The sequence below is a fragment of the Xanthomonas citri pv. mangiferaeindicae genome (assembly GCA_002240395.1).
Taxonomy (GTDB): domain Bacteria; phylum Pseudomonadota; class Gammaproteobacteria; order Xanthomonadales; family Xanthomonadaceae; genus Luteimonas; species Luteimonas citri_A.
This window is the reverse complement of sequence record CP016836.1, coordinates 2,008,204-2,026,673: the sequence shown is the minus strand read 5'-3', so window position 1 is coordinate 2,026,673 and position 18,470 is coordinate 2,008,204. Positions and strand designations below refer to the sequence as shown.

The 18,470-nt window shown below is 68.1% G+C and carries 12 protein-coding genes; 3 read left to right on the top strand and 9 right to left on the bottom strand.

Going from position 1 to position 18,470, the window contains the following annotated elements; all coding sequences use genetic code 11:
* Window positions 1-221: 221 nt before the first annotated feature.
* Together BEN78_08695 and BEN78_08690 are read right to left on the bottom strand one after the other, a co-directional pair.
* Complete coding sequence (locus BEN78_08695) at window positions 222-1,406, bottom strand: hypothetical protein (protein ID ASR43440.1); 1,185 nt, start codon at window positions 1,404-1,406, stop codon at window positions 222-224.
* Between the two features lie 198 nt (window positions 1,407-1,604).
* On the bottom strand, window positions 1,605-7,274 hold the full coding sequence (locus BEN78_08690; GenBank protein ASR43439.1) for a hypothetical protein: 5,670 nt from the start codon (window positions 7,272-7,274) through the stop codon (window positions 1,605-1,607).
* 303 nt (window positions 7,275-7,577) lie between these two features.
* On the opposite strand from BEN78_08690, the gene BEN78_08685 reads away from it, so the two are divergent.
* Window positions 7,578-7,790, top strand: a complete 213-nt coding sequence (locus tag BEN78_08685; GenBank protein ASR43438.1) for a hypothetical protein — start codon at window positions 7,578-7,580, stop codon at window positions 7,788-7,790.
* A gap of 164 nt (window positions 7,791-7,954) precedes the next feature.
* Here the strand turns inward: BEN78_08685 and BEN78_08680 are convergent, their stop codons facing one another.
* From BEN78_08680 to BEN78_08655, 6 genes are all read right to left on the bottom strand, one after another.
* Window positions 7,955-9,088: a hypothetical protein gene (locus BEN78_08680; protein ASR45029.1), complete on the bottom strand. Its 1,134-nt coding sequence runs from the start codon at window positions 9,086-9,088 to the stop codon at window positions 7,955-7,957.
* Between the two features lie 68 nt (window positions 9,089-9,156).
* The gene (locus tag BEN78_08675) at window positions 9,157-9,783 is read right to left on the bottom strand and encodes a hypothetical protein (protein ID ASR43437.1); all 627 of its coding nucleotides are present in this window, start codon (window positions 9,781-9,783) and stop codon (window positions 9,157-9,159) included.
* On the bottom strand, window positions 9,780-10,913 hold the full coding sequence (locus BEN78_08670) for a hypothetical protein (protein ASR43436.1): 1,134 nt from the start codon (window positions 10,911-10,913) through the stop codon (window positions 9,780-9,782). Before BEN78_08670 ends, BEN78_08675 begins: the two co-directional genes overlap by 4 nt.
* Window positions 10,910-12,076, bottom strand: coding sequence for a hypothetical protein (locus BEN78_08665; protein ASR43435.1), 1,167 nt, complete (start codon window positions 12,074-12,076; stop codon window positions 10,910-10,912). The genes BEN78_08670 and BEN78_08665 overlap by 4 nt, the downstream gene beginning before the upstream one ends.
* A 104-nt stretch (window positions 12,077-12,180) precedes the next feature.
* Window positions 12,181-12,966 carry a hypothetical protein gene (locus tag BEN78_08660; protein ASR43434.1) on the bottom strand — a complete coding sequence of 262 codons (786 nt, stop codon included), beginning with the start codon at window positions 12,964-12,966 and terminating at the stop codon, window positions 12,181-12,183.
* 74 nt (window positions 12,967-13,040) lie between these two features.
* Window positions 13,041-13,397: a hypothetical protein gene (locus BEN78_08655; GenBank protein ID ASR43433.1), complete on the bottom strand. Its 357-nt coding sequence runs from the start codon at window positions 13,395-13,397 to the stop codon at window positions 13,041-13,043.
* A 45-nt stretch (window positions 13,398-13,442) separates the two neighbouring features.
* On the opposite strand from BEN78_08655, the gene BEN78_08650 reads away from it, so the two are divergent.
* Window positions 13,443-13,763: a hypothetical protein gene (locus BEN78_08650; protein ASR43432.1), complete on the top strand. Its 321-nt coding sequence runs from the start codon at window positions 13,443-13,445 to the stop codon at window positions 13,761-13,763.
* Between the two features lie 55 nt (window positions 13,764-13,818).
* Here the strand turns inward: BEN78_08650 and BEN78_08645 are convergent, their stop codons facing one another.
* The gene (locus BEN78_08645) at window positions 13,819-16,467 is read right to left on the bottom strand and encodes a hypothetical protein (GenBank protein ID ASR43431.1); all 2,649 of its coding nucleotides are present in this window, start codon (window positions 16,465-16,467) and stop codon (window positions 13,819-13,821) included.
* Window positions 16,468-17,608: 1,141 nt separating this feature from the next.
* Between BEN78_08645 and BEN78_08640 the strand changes: the two genes are divergently transcribed.
* Window positions 17,609-18,178 carry a DNA resolvase gene (locus BEN78_08640; protein ID ASR43430.1) on the top strand — a complete coding sequence of 190 codons (570 nt, stop codon included), beginning with the start codon at window positions 17,609-17,611 and terminating at the stop codon, window positions 18,176-18,178.
* Window positions 18,179-18,470 lie beyond the last annotated feature (292 nt).

The following is an 18,470-nucleotide window of genomic DNA, read 5'->3' as shown; positions in this document are numbered from 1 at the left end:
GTGCGCCCGCTTCCTGCGGACGCATTGGATGTGGGCCGCGTGCGCCGGGCCAGTTCGCTGGTCACGACCCAACGGCGGATGGAGGCGTTCCAGCGAAGTGCGTAGATGCGGTTCATGACGTGATGTCCTTCAGAGAATGGGGGTTGCGACGGATGGGGGTGAACACCCCCCGATGACGCGGAAAAGAAAAGAACAGAGCGAACGTTGTGATCGCTCCGGGATCAGGACGCCGCACGTTGCAATGCGCGTTCTCGGGAACGCAGTTGTCCGTGGGCGCGGTGCTGCCCGGCGCGTCCGCGGTAGAGCGACCAGTTGCCGTCCACGGCATGCATCGCCGCCTTGCTGGCTTCGCGCCGCTCGATGATCACCACGTGCGGAATCGCCGCCCGGCACAGCGCCTGCAGCGCATCGATGACTTCGTCGCTCCAGATGTCCGGGCTTTCCTTGCGCGCATCGAGATAGGCATGGTGCTCGCCGATGCAGACGATCGCGGGCTTGACCGCAAGCAGGAAATCCAGATTGCAGCGGCCGCTGCCAAAGCCATCGAACGCGATCGAACACCCGGCATCGCGCAGGCGCTGGCAGAACGCCTCCGCCGGCGCGGTGTCGAGCACGGGCACCGGCATCGCGATCTGCACCACCAGCCGGGTTGCGAGTTGTGGGTCGGCCTGCAAGCGCTCGAACAGCGAACTCCACCACATATCGCAGGCCGCGCTCTGCAGCGAGATGCTGCAGGCGAGCGTGAGCTCGGGATCGGCGACCAGTTGGTCGAGCGCGGTGTGCAACAGCGTGTGGTCGAGCAGGCGCGTCATGCCCAGACGCTGTAGCGCCGACAGCCATAACGGCAGGTCGCTCGCCGGAAATGGCGAGGCCGCAGTCAGCTGCAGCACCAGTTCGTGATAGATGACGCAGTCGGGATCGTCGCCGGGCACGATGGTCGAGCGGGCAACCTCGATATTGCCCTTGTCCAATTGGTCGTGCAGCGCGACCGCCAGCGCGATGTCGCGCCGGTAGTCCGCCTGCCAGGTCAGGTCCTGCAACAGCACGGCCTCGCCTTCTGCGCCTGGGCCGAGATTGGACACCTCCTCGATCAATCGCACCGACACCGCCGGCATGACTTCGGTGTCGTCCTCGAGCACATAGCGGCGGTTGAGCAGGACCAGCCAGTCCTCGACCAACTGGCGCTTTTCCTGTTCGCTGAGCTCGGGACCCGAGAAATCGAGCCGGACAATCAGCCGGTCCGGTCCGACCCATTCGATGAACGCGCCTTGCAAGGCGCAGATCCAACTCAATGCGCGCAGCACGCTGGGCGCGATGCCATCGGCGCCATAGCCGGCCGCCGGGCCGAATGTGGCGTTGAGTTGACCGTAATTGCGCAGGGTGACCAACAGCCAGACATCCTGCATTCGCCCCGCAGCGCGGGGATCGACCGCACACGACATGGACCAGCCTCCTTACCTGCGGCCAGCGACGGCCGCATCCACGACAGACGATGGATGGACGCGCGGCGAACGCCGCCGCGTGCCGGATATCCCGATGCAAGACAGTGCGGTGCATCGGGCGCGATGCGGGCGCGGCGGCGTGTCCGCCGCGCCCGCGAGGCCTTACCAGCCGACCTTCACGCCGACGCTGGCGGACAGGTCATCGCTGCGGCTGCGGCTCTCATCGCCGTGCGCCCACAACTTGCTGACTTCGCCGAACAAGCTCACTTCGCGGTTCACCGACAACGTGCCGCCCATCGCCAGCTCGCTGCTACGGCCGCCGGTCGGGGTCACGATGTCCGCCGTCGCCGACGGGCCGATGAAGCGCGCCACGTCCTGATCCGAGCGCGTGCGGTAGTAGTTCACCCGCGTGTAGGGCTGCAGCAGCCCCGCGCCGGTCTCGAACTCGCCCTTCAGCCGCAGGCCCACACGCGCCGTCAGGCTGTTGGCCGCGTCCTGCTGCACCAACGCATTGGCGATCTCGACATCGTCGTTGTCCAGACGCTGGTAGATCAGCTGCAGTTGCGGCTCGAGCTGCCAGTCGCGCCCGACCGGGAACGCCTGGCCGACTTCCACCGACGCCGTCCGGCTGTCGCCATCGCCCGACACCATGTCGCCGATCGTCGGGATCAGCTTGTAGCGCAGCCGTCCGCCCTGCAGCACCGTGTCGACGTAGAAGCCGTTCTCGGCCTCGAAGGTGCCGTACAGACCGACGAACTTGCTGTCGAGATCGGTGCGGCCCACCGCCAGGTTCGTGCTGCCACGGGCCGAGCCTGCGACCTCCATCTCGCCGGCCAAGGTGCCGAAGTAGGCGCCGACGTGCCAATTGCCGTTGGCCCACACGTCGGAGCCGATCTGCAACCCGTTCTGGCGACCGCGGCTGCTCGGCGTCGCGTCGCCGCCCTGCTTCAGGCTGCGATCGATGCTGACCAGGCGGCCCCAGGACTGCCGATACCCGGCCGACTCCGAGCCGCTGCCCATCGTCGCGTCGCCCAGGCGCTGGTGCAGGTTGCCGAGCATACCGGCGGCCGATTCGCGGAACTGACCGCCCAGCGATCCGAACAGCGCCGCCTCGCCGCGGTTGCTCGAACGCAGGTACCAGTTCTCGCCCAGGCCCGCGGCATCGGCGGCATACAGCCGGTACTCGAACGCGCCCGCATCGACAAAATCGCCGACCAGCGAGAAGCCATCCTTGGTCGTCTGTGCGGTCGTGGTTGCCCCGTTGATCGCACTGACGACTTCGATGCCGTCGCCGGTGGTCTGCGCACCGAGGCCGTCGCGGTTGGTGAGGTCGATCAGCGTGCGACCACTCACCGCACCGCCGTCGATCACCAACCGGTCGGTCGGGCTGGACGAATCGCCGAGCACTGCGCTCATCTGCAACACGCCGCCGTCGCCGACGTAGTCGCCACGCACCGTCAGCGTCGTGCCCGGCGTCGCGCCCATCAGCGACACGGTGCCGGCATTGCGCAGGCCGGCCACCGTCTGGTCGTAACCAGCGAGGTCCAGCGTGCCGTCGGCGGCGACCTCATGCCGCGAGTTGGCACTGAACGCGTTGGCCATCGCCGCTTGCAGCGAGCCCGAGGCGACCTCGGTGACGCCTGTGTAAGTGTTGGCGTTGCCGAACAGCACCGCACCGGGACCGGTCTGCACCACGCGACCTGAGCCGGTGATCGTGCCGTCAAAACGGCTCGTGCCCGCACGATCGAACGCCAGCGTGCCGCCATTGTCGACATTGCCGATCAGGCTGCCGGTGTCGCCCCCATTGCCGACCTGCAAGGTGCCGGCCGAGATGGTCGTGCCGCCGGTGTAGGTGCTGTCGCCGACCAACACGGTGGTACCGGTCCCCGCCTGGGTCAGATGCCCCGTGCCGGAGATGGCGCCGGTCAGCGTCGTCTCGTCGGAGCGGTTCATCACCAGCGCGGCGTTGTTGACGATGTCGCCCGCCAGACTGCCGCTGGTGCCGCCGTCGCCGATCTGCACGGTGCCCGCCGAGATGGTCGTGCCGCCAGTGTGGGTGTTGGCACCGGTCAGCACCGTGGTGCCGATACCGGCCTGGGTCAGGTGACCGGTGCCGGACATCGCACCAGCCAGCGTCACCGCGTCGGAACGATTCACGACCAAGGTGCCGTTGTTGACCACGTCACCAACGATGTGACCAGTTGTGCCGCCGTCACCCAGCTGCAGCGTGCCGGCCGAGATCGTCGTGCCGCCGGTGTAGCCGTTGTCGGCCGTCAGCGTCAGCATCCCGGTACCGGCCTTGGTCAGTGCACCGGGGCCATCGATCGCACCACCCAGCGTCACCGCGTGGGCCTGCGTGTCGATCGTACCGCCACCGGCCTGCGCAGCGATCGCGCGATCGCTGTCCAGGTCGGCCAGCGCCCGCAGCGTGCCGCCGTCGAGGGTCACCCCACTGGTGGAAGCACCGAGGTTGGCGTCTTCGGAGATCGCCACCGCACCACCGTTGACCGTCGTGCCACCGGTGTAGGTGTTGGCACCGCCGAGCACCAGCGTGCCGGCATCGGTCTTGACCAAGCCGGTGTCGCCTTGAAGCACCGCGTCGATCGTCGCGGTGAAGTTGGCACCGGCCGTCGTGCCATCGCCTACGCGGATCGTGGCCCCGTCCGCATCGTCAGCCACCAGCGTCAGCGCGTCACCCTGCACCACGTAGCCGTCGGTCGCGAACTGCATGCCGCCCGCGACCACATCGCCCAAGCTGTTGTCGACATCGACCGTGCCCGCCGCGCCGGCGAAGATCGCGAACGCACCACTGTTGTGCGGGGCATTGAGCGTGCCATCCGCATCGGTCCAGTTGTCGTTGCCCGCACGTGCTTGCCAGGTGCCGTCGCCGCCGCTGATCGTGCCGTCGTTACGGCCGCCCGCATCGCCGTCCCAGAAGTTCAGCGTCAGTCCGGTCGCGTTGACCAGATTGACTTGGTTCGCGATCGAGGTCTGCACGCTGATCTGCGCCGGATCCAGCATCGTGCCGAGATCGAGCGTGTTGTTGGTCAGCGCGCCGCCGTAGCTGATGACGCGATAGAGGCCGGTGCCGAATTCGCCGCCGGGCGACTGGGTCGCGTTCAAGGTCCCGTCGAGCACCAGATCGCCCTCGACCACAGTCAGATCGTTGAGCGGGCCGCCGACCGTGCCGGCCTGACCGAACTGGTAATCCAGCACCGCGCCGTCGGCCAGCGACAGATCACCGGCAATCGTCAGCGTACCCGGCGCACCCGCGCTCGCACCTGGCGCCAAGGTGGCGCCGCTAGCGACCGCCACATCGCCGCCGATGACGCCGGCACCGCCGATCGTCGCGCCGCTGGCGACCGTGGTCGCGCCCGTGGCAGCACGCTGGTCGCCGTTGACCAGCAACGCACCGGCCGCGACATCGGTCGCACCGGTGTAGGCATTGGCCCCCGTCAGCACCGTGGTGCCGGCGCCGTCCTGCACCACGCGACCAATGCCGGAGATCGTGCCGGCGAATGTGTGGATATCCGAGCGGTCGAACACCAGTGCGGCGTCGCTCAGAATGTCGCCGACCAAGCCGCCGACCACCACGTCGCCGACCACACTGCCGCTGGTGCCGCCGTCGCCCAGCCGCAACGTGCCGTTCGAGACCGTCGTGCCGCCGGTGTAGGTGTTGTCGCCGGTCAGCGTCGTGGTGCCGAAGCCGGTCTGCAGCACACGCCCGCTGCCCGAGATGGTGCCTGCGAGCGTCAACGCATTGCTGCGATTGATCTCCAGCGTGGCGTTGTTGACCACATCGCCGACCAGGCCGCCAGTGGTGCCGCCCGCACCCAGCTGCAGCGTGCCGGACGCGATCGTCGTGCCGCCGGTATAGGTATTGTCGGCGGTCATGACCGTCGTGCCCTCGCCGATCTGGTGCACCTGGCCGCTGCCGGAGACGAGGTTGCCCAGCGTCGCCGTCCCGGACCGGTCCACCGCCAGCGTCGCGTTGTTGACGATATCGCCGAGCACGCTGCCGGTGGTGCCACCATCGCCCAGTTGCAGCGTGCCGCCCTCGATCGTCGTGCCGTCGGCGAAGGTGTTGTCGGCGCTCAGCACCAGCGTGCCGGCGTCGGTCTTGGTCACCGCCGTGTCGCCCTGCAGCACCGTGTCCAGGGTGGCGGTATAGCCCGCACCCGCGGTCGTGCCGTCGCCTACCCGCAGCGTCGCGCTGCCGGTGCCGTCGTCGATCAGCGTCAGCGCATCGCCCGCTACGCGGTACCCATCGGTCGCGAACTGTAGGCCACTCGCAGTCACTGCGCCGACGCTGTTGTCCACGGTCACCGCGCCCCCGGTGCCGGCGAAGATCGCAAATGCGCCATCGGCATACAGCGCATTGATGCCGCCATCGCGGTCGGTCCAGTTGTCGCGCCCGCGCGGTGTCCGCACCTGCCACGTGCCGTCGCCGCCGCTGATCGTGCCGTCGTTGCGACCGCCGGCGTCACCGTCCCAGAAGTTCAGGCTCAGCCCCGTGGCATTGACGAGGTTGACCTGGTTGGCGACCGAGGTCTGCACGTTGAACACGTCCGGGTCGAGGCTGGTGCCCAGGTCCAAACCGTTGTCGGTCAGGCTGCCGCTGTAGCTGATCACCCGGTACAGGCCGCCGCCGAAGGTGCCGCCAGGCGATGCGGTTGCGTTCAAGATGCCGTCGAGCACCAGGTCGCCTTCGACCACGGTCAGGTCGTTGAGCGTTCCCCCCACCGTGCCGGCCTGGCCGAACTGGTAGGCGAGCGCGCTACCTGCCGACAGCGACAAGTCGCCGGCGATCGTCAGCGTGCCCGGGGCGCCGGCACTGGCGCCCGGCGACAGCGTGGCGCCATCGGCGATCACGACGTCGCCGCCGATCACACCGCTACCGCCGACCGTCGTGCCGCGGGCCGTCGTGACCGTTCCGGTCGCGGCGCGCTGGTTGCCGTTGACCAGCAGTGTGCCGGCCAGAACATCGGTGGCGCCGGTGTAGCTGTTGGCGCCGCTCAGCGTGGTCGTCCCCGCACCCGATTGGGTCAAGGTGCCGCTGCCGGAGATCGCGCCATCGAGTGCGATCGCGTTGCTGCGTTCGACGACCAGCGCGGCATTGTTGACGATGTTGCCGACCACGCCGCCGGTCGTGCCGCCGTTGCCCAGCTGCAGCGTACCGGTCTCGATCGTCGTACCACCGGCGTAGGTGTTGTTGCCGGTGTAGACCAGCGTGCCGGGACCGCGCTTGGCGACACTGCCCGTGCCCGTGACTGCCTGGGAGACCGTGAAGGTATTGGTCGGGCTGGCGATGTCGATCGCGCCCGCATCGTTGACCGTGATCTGGCGCGCCGTACTGGTGAAGGCATCACCCGCCACGCGCAAGGTGCCAACGCCAAGCAAGGTCAGACCGCCAGACGCCGCACCGAGCGCCCCGTCCGAAGACGCGGTCAGCGAACCATCGAAGATCTGCCACGGCGTGACCGCGGCCGTGGTGCCGGTGAGCGTCCAGTCCGCAACGACTTGGTAGATGCCGAACCCGCGATACTTCGCCGCGTCGCCAATTTCGGCGACATTGAAGGTCCCGATTCGATTGTCAGACGTCCCGCCGAGAATCAGGGTATCGCTTCGGGAAAAGGCCAGGACGTTACCGTTGATCACACCACCGGGCTGCAACTCCAGCGTATTGCGGCCGGTACCGAACAGGACCGCCTCCCTGCGAGTGCCGTTGGGGAACAGGCCACCTGTGATGACACCGGCATTGGAGACGTATGCATTGAAGGCATGGATACCGGGGCTGGCGACCGAGGTCCCGCCCCCGCCATTGCCGCCCACGATGGTGCCGAAGTTGTACAGCTTGGCTTGCTTAGCTGGATCGTTCCCCCGAGGATGTAGGCGCCGTAACCGCCATTATGTTCAAAACCGCCATTCGGTCCGATGATCCGCCCGGTCGCCGTATTGGTGAGCTCGGTCCCGCCCCCATCCAGCTTGACGCCTGACCCGGAATGGCCGCCGGCCGCGCCGCCGTTGCCGCCCTGTAGCGTGCCGCTGTTGACGTGCCCCTCGTTGCCGATGAGCACGGCACCAAAGCCACCGACGTTGTCGTGTGCCGGCGCCGGACTCCCGACCAAGGTTCCCGTGTTGTTCATGATCTCGCCGTCGAACACCCTGCCAGGCGCGCCTTGGGCGTGCGCAAGCGGCATCGCGCCCGCAAACAGACCCATCGACAACACGGCGGCGCCGATCGTACGGCCGCTGCCTGCGGACGCACCGGATGTGGGCCGCGTGCGCCGGGCCAGTTCGCTGGTCACGACCCAACGGCGGATGGAGGCGTTCCAGCGTAGTGCGTAGATGCGATTCATTGAGAGTCATCCTCTGGGGTAGTCATTGCGGCCGGTGCGGCCATGCAGCGGGGGAAGTGGTGATGCAACGGAAATGCGGAACAGGGGCGGATGCGCGATGCAAGGCAGCGCCTTCTTTGGGAAAGGCATCGACACGCGCGGGCGACAGCGGACTCATGACCGTGCCTCGGTGCTGCACAAGGTCGCGAGCAGCGCGTCGTAGGCGCTGATGAGTGCGCGATCAGTGCTCAGATAGGGCGCGATGCGCTCGCGCTGGGTGGTGCGATAGCTGTCCCACTGCAGGTCGTGCCGGGTCAGCGCTTCGATCAGCTGCCGCGCGCCGGCCTGCACGTCGTTGCCGGGGTAGTAGTAGCCCAGACCCGCACACAGCGAGGCGTTGTGCACCAACGCATAGCCCTGCCAGCACACATCGAAGTAAAAGTAGTTGAGCGGGTTCGCCCACTGGTGCGAGATCACCACGTCGGTGTGCGCGGCCAGGAAGTTGGGCGTCTCGAACCGCCCGACAAAGCTCGCCTTGCCCGCACGCACGATGTCGAGCTGGGCCATCAGCCCGATGAACTCCGGGCTCTCCACCGCGATGCGCGCCGCATTGGTCACGTGCAGATGGCCGATGGCCTCGGGCACGCGCCGCCAGGCCTCTTCGGCGATCAGCACCGGGTAAAGGCAAAACTTGGTGATGTCGTGATTGGGCTCCATCACCGTCAGCCGCTTGGGAGCGCTGGCGGGGCGGTACTGCCCGGCGTGCGGCAACGCGAGCGTGCGCTGCTCCAGGAACATCGGATCCCAGACGAACGGCACGATCGTCGCCGGCACGCGGCGCAGCGTCTGCAGGAAGTGCAGCGTGCTTTCGGCGACCTGCGGGATCACCCACACCGCGTCGTAGCGGGTGTTGACGAAGATCGTGTCCCACAGTCGGCGCCCGAACAGGATCGCCTGGGCGTTGTGGATGTACTCGAAGCCGCAGCAGTAGCTCACCAGGCGCGTGCCGCGCGCCTTGAGGTGCTGGGTCTGCGCGGCGTCGATCTGCCCGCCGAGCTCGATCAGCACGTCCAGCTGATCGCGACAGGCCTCGAACGACACGGTCGGAAACTGCTTCAAATCCCACGGCAGCCGATCGGTGATCGGCACGTCGGTGACATTGACCAGCAGCACCTGGTGGCCGTGCGGGCTGCCCAGCAGCAGCTTGGCCAGGTACAGCGCGTTCTGCTTGATGCCGTTGGTCCACAGGCTTTCGTCGGGCGCATGCAGGCCCAGCGTGATGCCGATGCGCAGCGGCGTGCGCACCACGCCTTCGTCGGTCAGGTCGCGCACATAGGCCGCGCGCCGGCCGGTGAGCCGCCCGAGCAGGGACTCGATCATTGCCCGCCCTCCCCGGCCTGATAGCCGGGTGCGGTGCCGGGGATGCGGGTCGGTCGGCCGATGCCGTACTGCACGTGCCGCCAGACCATCAAGCAGCCGGGCGAGGCACGCACCAGCATCACCGTTTCCTGCGGCCGCTCGGCCAGGGTGTAGACATCGACCGTCGGCAGGAACGGCACCCGGGTGTAGCCGACGAGTTCGTCGGAGGCCAGCACGTTGCAGGCACGGCGGTCGGCCTGGATGTTCTCGACCAGGAACGCGCAGCCGCCGTTGCGCTCGGGCACGCGGTTGACCGACAGCAGCATCGTGCGGTCGCGGGTCTCGGAGGCGAGCAGGCTGAAGAACGCGCCGTCGTCGGGCGATTCGCGATCCCAGTCCAGCAGCACGTCCTGGCGCAGCACGTCGCGCGAGACGCTGGCCGAGATCGCCGACAGCGCCGGCAGACAGGTGCGGATGCCGGCACGGCGGGCGGCGCTGGCGAGCAGGGGCAGTTCCTGGCTGGTGGGCATCGCCACCGGTTGCGCTTCGGCGGCCTGGGTTACCGCCGCCAGGAGGATGTGGGCCACGACACAGGCCGCCAGGAACCAGGCGGCGAGCGCGGCACGGGCTTGATGTCGTCTCATGCGAACAGCGCCTCCAGCGCCGCTTCGTACTGCCTGACGTTGTCGGGATTGGCCGGGTGGAGCGTGTCGAGAAAGGCGCGCGCGTCGCGGCGGTAGCTCGCCAGCGAGGCGTCGTGCATGGCGTGGGCCCGGCGCAGGGCGCGGGCGCCGTCTTCGCAGTCGAAGTCGCGGTAGCGATAGCCGCAGCCGCCGAGCAGCGCCGAGTTGTGGATCAGCGGAAAGCCGCCCCACAGCGCTTCGTAGTAGAGGTAGTTCTGGGCGTTCTCCCAGTGGTGCGACACCAGCGCATCGGCGCTCACGCCGAGGATGTCGGCGATCGGCAGCCGCGGCTCGAAGGTGGCGATGCCGTGATTGACCAGGTCCAGGCTGCGCGCGAAGGCCACGAAGTCCGGGTTGGCCTTCATCTGCAGCGTGTTGTGCACGCGCAGGTGCACGATGACGTCCGGTGCCTGGCGATGGGCGACATCGCACACCAGCATCGGGATGTGGCAGGTCTTGACCGAGCAGATGTTCGGCTCGCACACCGCCAGCCGCCAACGCGTGCGGCCGGGCACGTACTCGAATGCGACCCCCGATTCGGCGGCGCGGTGCTCGAGCATCGCCGGGCTCCACAGGTGGCCCATCGTGCGTACGGGGGCACCGAGCACGTGGCGGTAGTAGCTGGCGCAGGTGGCCTCGAACGACGGCAGCGTCCAGACGCTGTCGTAGACCACACCCGAGGCGCGCATGCCCGGTGCCAGGCCGTAGATCATCCGCTCGATGTCGATGACGTAGTCGTTGGCCACGTGCATCGCGACGATCCGCCCGCCCTTCTCGCGGAAGGCCTGCGCCCAGGTGGGGTCGAGCTGGGCGCTGAGCTCGATGACCACGTCGAGTTCGTCGAGCGCGGTCGCCAGATCGATCACCGGCACCGGCGAGGCGGCCAGGAAGTCGCCGCTCTGAGTCGGGTCGCCGTCGCCGCCGTTGACCAGCCGCACCGAGCCCACGCGCGGCGCGCACAGCAGCAGCGTGGCCAGCAGGAAGCAGTTCTGGAAGATGCCGTTCTCCCAGATCGACTGCTGCCCGCGCCGCACATACAGCGTGATGCCGACCTCGAGCAGTCCGCCGCGCCGTCCGGTGGCCCCGCTCATGCGAGCGTCTCCGCAAGGGCTGGCGCAGTGGCGAGCACGGCCGCGAACGCCGCGACATTGCTCGGCACCTGCGGATGCAGACCGCCGAGAAATTCCAACTCGCGCAAGCGCGCCGCGCCGAAACCGGCCAGGCAGTCGTGCGCGGCCAGCGCCAGGCTGTCGGCGCCGGCATCGATGTCGAAGCCGGGGTAATAGGCGCCCACACCTGCGGCGTGCAGCCAGGGCGAGTTGTGGACCAGCGCAAAGCCGCCGTACAGCACGTCGAGCCAGGCCGCGTCCTGGTCGCGGCACCACTGGTGCGCGATGACCAGGTCGATCCGGTGCTCGGCGCTGTAGCGCGCAAAGCCCTGGGCGCCGGTGAGCAGCAGACGGTCGTCTCTCACCAGCTGCAGATGCGGGCTGAGCGCGGCGAAGGTCGGGTGCTGGCGCAGGTGCAGGCTGCCGAGTACGTGGACGTGCTCGATCGCGACCGTGCCCATGCGGTAGGCGTGATTGGCGATCAGGATCGGCAGCAGGGCCACATCGAGCACGGAGGTATTGCTGGCGATGCAGGCGATCCGCAGGCTCTGCAGCTCGCTGTCGGGCGCATCGGTGCCTTCGCGCGCCAGACGCGCGGCCCGGGACCCGTACTCGATGCCCTGCCCCTGCAGCACCCGGGCCTGGGCATCGACGAACTCCGGCCCCCACAGCAACGGCACTTCCTGCACCGGGCAGCGGTGCAAGGCCCGCATCGTCGGCGCCAGCGCGGCGTCGCGTGGCAGCAGCCACACTTCGTCGCAACGCCGCGGCCGGGCGAAGCCGCGCGGCCGGTCGAAGATCGTCGCCTCCATCAGCCGTGCATACGGCGGATGCGGCGGATGCAGCACCACGCGCTTGCCGCGGGCGCGCAGATAGTCGAGCCATTCCAGGTCGGGCTGGCCGCCGATCTCGATCAGCATGTCCAGGTGTTCGGTGGCCTCGCGTTGACCGGCCACCGGCAAGCGCAGCGTCTCGGGATCGGCCTCGTCCATGGCCTGCGGCACCTGCGCGGTATCGACCAGCATCACGTGCTCGACCGTGTCCACGGCCGCCAGCGCCTGGGCCATGTGCAGGGCGCGCCGACGCGCCGCCGCTTCGGCGGCGTCGTGCGGATGCGCACTGCTGATCGAAAGTCCGATTCTCATTCCGTTGTGTCCTCGCTCGATTCCATGGCCGCGCCGGGCGGCCCCTGGTGTCACGCGATGGGGCGATCCCGCCAGCCCGATGGCTCTGTTCGGTGTGCGCTACTTCATGGGCCGCGCCTGCTCGGCCACGCCTTGCCCGCCGTGGTCGGCGGCCGCGGTCTCGACCTGCGCCAGCGGTTGCGGCGTGGTCGAAGGCGCGCGTCGGACGGCGAACCAACTGGGCCAGTCCCGATGCGTGTCTCCATGCGGGCCCATCGGCGCGGCATGCAGGGTGTCCGGGCGCACCGGCGCCCCGGCACGCGCCCGATAGACGAACGCCGACTGCCGATGGCCCTGCGCCCCCGACATCGCCCGCTGGCCTGCTCGGCCGGCGGCATCCGCACCTCCACGTGCGGCGGTGCGCAGGCACTGCGGCGGCGGGCCGCGGCCACGCCGTCGCGCACATCGTCACGCGCCATCGGCGCGCAGCCGGCCGGCTGAAACGCGATCCCGCTCGACCGGTTCTCCTTGTCGAACCAGATCCGCGCCCGGCACGCCTCCGCCACCGGCGCCCGCGGGCTGGGCTTGATGACATAGCTCCACTCGCGTGGCTCGGGCAGTCCATCGCTGAACTGCGGCGGGCCCAGCAGCGCCAGCACCTGACGCCGCGTCATGCCGAGCACCAGCCGTCGCAGCTCGGCCTCGGAGACGAAAATGCCTTGTCTCGCCTGCTCTTCTGCGGCGAGGTTGGGAAACAGCAGCTCGCTGATCGGCGAACTGCTTCCCGTCATACCGCGGGCCAGTTGGGACGCCCGTCCCGTGCCCGCAAACAACAACACGATCAACGCCAGGGCGAGGATCAACAGCACCAGCAACACCACGGTGCCCAGCTTTGCCAGGAACGACTTCACACACCACCTCCTGTCAGTCGAGCGAATGCCGCCCACACACGGCCGCCCGAAGGCGGCCGTGCGCGGTCAACGCATCACCACTGATAGCCGACGCTCACGCCTGCACCGGTCTTGTCGCGGGTGTTGACGGTGGCACCGCCCTTGAACACCCAGTCGCCGTCTTCCGAGACGCGCGACACGCCGACGGCCAATGCGCCTTCGCCGTCGTACCCGCCGAGCGAGGCCGAGACCATGCTCTTACCCGGGTCGGTGGGCTGCGGCATCATCGCCATCGCCATCGCACCTGCGATGCCGGCGTTCGTGTTGCGCTCGATCTGGTCGACACGGTGTTCGACCGCACGCAGCTGACGCATGTTCGCCGCGTCCGTATCGGCGATACCGTCGGCCACGTTGACGATGCGACGCTCATGGCCCGGCGAACCGACCGACACGGTGTTGGGCTGGTCGGCAATCGACCCTGCCCCAACGCGACCGAGTTGGCGCCGCTGGCCACCGCACCCGCACCGATCGCGGTGCCCTGGTTGCTGGCCGACGAACCCGAACCGATGGCCGTGGTCTTGTCGCCGTTGGCGTTGGAGTCCGAACCGACCGCGGTCGCGCCGTTGCCGTTGGCATTGGAGCCGCCGCCCGCCGCCAGGCTGCCGTCGCCATCGGCCTTCGCCGGCGGACGCGGGGCGCCGCCGCCGGTGTCGCCACCACCGCCGATCAGGCTGCCGCCGCCGGTGCCGATACTGCTCAGCGCCGTGGACAGCGAGGCCAGACCGGTCGAGGTCGAGGTCGACAACGAACCCAGCTGACGGCCGTTGACCGCATCGGTGCTGTCGCTCGCCAGCGACCCGTCGGAGACGTTGGTCAGGCCGACCGTCCCGGTCGCCGACGTGCCGCCGAGCGTCGCCTTGGTGTGCGAGGCATCGTCGTACTGCACCGCGTTCGCCCCGCCGCCCCGTTGACCGTCAGGTTGGCGATCGCGGTCGAGGTCGAGGTCGACAGCGCGCTGAGGTTGAAGTTGGTCGTGCTCAGGCTCGTCGACAGCGCGCCCAGCTGGCTGCCATTGACCGCATCGGTGCTGTTGGCCGCCAGCGAACCGGCCGCGACGTTGTTCAACCGCACCGGGGCCTGGGCAGCCGCGCCGCCGAAGGTGACCGCGTCGTGGTTGACGTCGTTGTACTGCACCGCGTTGAAGCCGCTACCGCCGGCCGACAGATTGGCGAAGGCGGTCGAGGTCGAGGTCGACAGCGAGAACAGCTGGCTGCCGTTGACCGCGTCCGTGCTGTTGGCGGTGAGCGCACCGGCCGCCACATTGGTCAGCCGCACCGGCGCCGTCGCCGACGTGCCGCCCAGCGTGACGATCGAGCGCGAGGCGTCGTTGTACTGCACCGCGTTGGCGGCCCCGGTCGACAGGTTGGCGAACGCCGTCGAGGTCGAGGTGGACAGCGAGCCCAGGCCCGTGGAGGCCGAGGTCGACAGCGCGGCCACGGTGCTGTTGGTCGAGCTCAGGCCGGTGGACAGCGAGCCCAGACCGGTCGAGGTCGAAGTCGACAGCGAACCGAGCTGGCTGCCGTTGACCGCATCCGTGCTGTCGGCTGCGAGCGAACCGGCCGCGACGTTGGTCAGCCGCACCGGCGCCGTGGCCGACGTGCCACCCAGCGTGACCGACGTACGGGTCGCGTCGTTGTACTGCACCGCATTCGTGCTGCCGCCGGTCGACAGGTTCGCGAACGCCGTCGAGGTCGAGGTGGACAGCGAGCTGAGGTCGAAGCGGGTCGTGCTCAGCCCGGTGGACAGCGAGCCCAGACCGGTCGAGGTCACCGTGGACAGCGAGCCGAGCTGGCTGCCGTTGACCGCATCGGTGCTGTCGGCCGCCAGCGAACCGGCTGCGACGTTGGTCAGTCGCACCGGCGCCGTCGCCGACGTGCCACCGAAGGTGACCGCCGTGTGCGAAGCGTCGTTGTACTCCACGACGTTGCCGCTCAGGCTCGACAGCGACGCGATCGTGCTGTTGGTCGAACTCAGGCCCGTCGACAGCGAGCTCAGGCCGGTCGAGGTCGAGGTCGACAAAGAACCGAGCTGCGCACCATTGACCGCATCGGTGCTGTCGGTGGCGAGCGAACCGGCTGCCACGTTGGTCAGCCGCACCGGCGCCGTCGCCGACGTGCCACCCAGCGTGACGATCGAGCGCGAGGCGTCGTTGTACTGCACCGCATTCGCCGCCCCGGTCGACAGGTTCGCGAACGCCGTCGAGGTCGAGGTGGACAGCGAACCCAGGCCCGTGGAGGCCGAGGTCGACAGCGCGGCCACGGTGCTGTTGGTCGTGCTCAGGCCGGTCGAGGTCGAGGTCGACAGCGAACCGAGCTGACTACCGTTGACCGCATCGGTGCTGTCGGCCGCCAGCGAGCCGGCGGCCACATTGGTCAACCGCACCGGCGTCGTCGCGTTGGCGCCGCCGAAGGTGACGACCGCACGCGAGAAGTCGTTGTACTGCACCGCGTTCTCGGTCCCGCCCGTCTGCAGGTTCGCAAACGCCGTCGAGGTGGAGGTCGACAGCGAGTTCAAGCCGGCCAACGCCGCCGTCGACAGCGAGCCCAGCTGGCTGCCGTTGACCGCATCGGTGCTGGTGGCGGCCAGTGAACCGGCGGCCACGTTGGTCAACCGCACCGGTGCGGTTGCCGAGGCGCCGCCCAGCGTGACCGCAGTGTGCGAGGCGTCGTTGTACAGCACGGCGTTCTGGCCGAGCGTCGACAGCGAGGCGACCGTGCTGTTGGTCGTGCTCAGACCGGTCGACAGCGAGCCCAGGCCGGTCGAGGTCGAGGTCGACAGCAAGCCGAGCTGGCCGCCGTTGACCGCGTCCGTGCTGCCCGCCGCCAGCGAACCAGCCGCGACGTTGGTCAGCCGCACCGGGGCGACGGCGCCGGCGCCGCCGAGGGAAACGATGCCGTGCGTCGCATCGTCGTACTGCACCGCGTTGGCGGCCACAGTGGACAGCGAGGTCACCGAGCTGTTGGTCGTGCTCAGGCCGGTCGACAGCGAGCCGATGCCGGTGGACAGCGACACCAGGCCGGTCGAAGTCGACGTGGACAGTGAGCCCAACTGGCTGCCATTGACCGCATCGGTGCTGGTGGTCGCGAGCGAACCGGCCGCAACGTTGGTCAGCCGCACCGGCGCCGTCGCCGCGATGCCGCCCAACGTGACCGATGTGCGCGCCGCATCGTTGTACTGCACGGCATTGCCGCCGCCCGTGCCGCCACCGCCGACCGCCGTCGACAGCGAGCTGATGCTGGTCGAGGTCGATGCCGACAGCAGGTTGACCGCTTGGTAGGCCGCATTGAGCTGGCTACCGTTGACGGCGTCGGTGCTGGTGGCACTGACGCGGCCAGCGGCGACGTTGGTCAGCGTGCGTGTTCCCCCAGTTCGAGCCAAGCCAATGCTGACGTTAGCCCGCGGCGCCGCACCACTGAAGCCGTAATTCACCCCGCCCACCGTTGCACCGGTGGTCGCGACCACCGCGTCAGTGCCCGATTCCGAGCCTAGTGCGACGCTAGCCGGATGGCTGGCGACAGCCTGAGCGCCCAATGCAACGGCACCTAAAGCGGATGCCTGCGAATACGATCCGAGCGCTACGGAAGCGAGGCCACTCGCAGCCGAGTCAGGCCCCAAGGCGATCGAACGGTTACTTGAGGCAGCCGCCAATCGCCCCATTGCCAGCGCGTCTTCACCCAGCGCTTTTGAGGCTCCGCCGATTGCGACTGCAGTTCTTCCTGGAGCAAACGCCTCGTAACCAAGCGCTACCGAAGCGTCACCAGTTGCGCGCGCGAACTGGCCGAAAGCGCTACCGGCATAGCCGGCCACGGCGTTATGACCGCAGGCAACATCTCCGCCCCTCGTCATGTCTGTCGAGCCGGCGGGGCTTCCATCAATATGCCGGCAGATGACGTCCATGTTGGCCTGCGCCATCGCCGATTGCGGCACCGCAAACATGGCACCGGTCAACAGTAGTGCCTGCGAGCCCCACAGCGCGCAGCGCAGGGCGGTGGTGAGCCTGGCATCGGACGGGGCACCGACAACACCGGTCACCACGGCGGCCGCGCCTTCAGCGCTGGCCAGTTCGGACGTCACGACCACTTGTTGCAGCGCGCGACTCCATTTCTTCTGATAGATCCTGTTCAATTTCGCGTCCTCAATCGTATTGGCAACGTTCGTATGACTGCCATGCGCCTTTGGCTGGCAGTGCGTTATGGGTTAATGCACCGGGAGACGCCCACGCACGCGCCGCCGCCCTCTCCAGGGAGACGTGTCTTCTCGCGTGCGCCCTTCTGCCCGCTCTGCGGCGCATCGTCGTGATGCCGACCAGCTAGCGAATGCGTGCGGGCTAAATCCCCAAACCGCTATTCATTCTGTTAATCTGTAACGCCTACTCGAAAGGAAATAAAATGCAAACATTGGTGAAACTTCGAGCATTTCCTGGCGAAAGGGATCCCTTGTGCAAAGATGAAATTGCCCACAATATTGGCGGGCAAAAGTAAGGGCGTATCGCGCATTAAGGATTCGGCGCAGCCGAAATTGACAGAAGGAGGAAAGGGATCCCTTGTGTCAACAGCGCGTGTCGCCCACGGGGACTGGTGGACATGGAGGCTGCGCGGTAGATATGAGATTCCTAGGCTATGCGCGTGTGTCGACCGACGAACAGAACGTCACCCTGCAACTGAACGCCTTGAAGGCCGCAGGCTGCACCGAGATCTTCACCGACGAGGGCATCTCCGGCGGGCAGCGCTCTCGGCCCGGACTGGAGGAGTTGCTGTCCAGTGCGCAACCCGGCGATACGCTGGTGGTCTGGCGCCTGGATCGTCTGGGCCGTTCGTTGACCCACCTCGTCGAGCTGCTGGCGGACCTCGGCCAGCGCGATATCCGCTTCCGCTCGCTGTGTGAGTACATCGACACCGCCTCGTCAGGCGGTCGGCTCGTCTTTCACATGATGGCGGCGCTATCGGAATTCGAGCGTTCGTTGATCAGTGAACGCACACGTGCCGGCATGGCCGCGGCGCGAGCCAAGGGGCGTCATCTAGGACGCGCGTCCGCACTTTCGCCGGCCCAGCGCGAGGAAGCCCGCAAGCTGGTGCAATGCGAGCACCTGAAGCACCGGGAGGTGGCACAGCGCTTCAACGTGCACCCGCGCACGATTGCGCGACTGATCGCGCGCGACAACAGCGACGGGTAAGTGCGTCACGCCGCATGGATGCCCTGCACGACCGGATGCCCCGCAGACTACAGATGGCGGCGTTCTCCGCCGCCCTCTGTGTCTACATGTCGTCGGCGGTCGTGACCTCGCGTTACGTCCGTCGACAGCGCAGTCCGGCGCCTGCGATGATCACCTGGCCACTCGATTTCATCGAGGCAATGCTGCCTGAGATCGCAGCGTGCTGCGGATTGCGAACGTGCGTGTCTCGCATCTTTCGATTCTCGCATCGGTCCGAACGCCGCTGCCTCCGGCAGCGGCGGATGCAACTCGG

Excerpts from the sequence above, each read along its gene's own strand:
- BEN78_08670 (ASR43436.1), bottom strand. The coding sequence starts at position 10,913 with ATGAGCGGGGCCACCGGACGGCGCGGCGGACTGCTCGAGGTCGGCATC.
- BEN78_08695 (ASR43440.1), bottom strand. The coding sequence starts at position 1,406 with ATGCAGGATGTCTGGCTGTTGGTCACCCTGCGCAATTACGGTCAACTC.
- BEN78_08675 (ASR43437.1), bottom strand. The coding sequence starts at position 9,783 with ATGAGACGACATCAAGCCCGTGCCGCGCTCGCCGCCTGGTTCCTGGCG.
- BEN78_08665 (ASR43435.1), bottom strand. The coding sequence starts at position 12,076 with ATGAGAATCGGACTTTCGATCAGCAGTGCGCATCCGCACGACGCCGCC.
- BEN78_08640 (ASR43430.1), top strand. The coding sequence starts at position 17,609 with ATGAGATTCCTAGGCTATGCGCGTGTGTCGACCGACGAACAGAACGTC.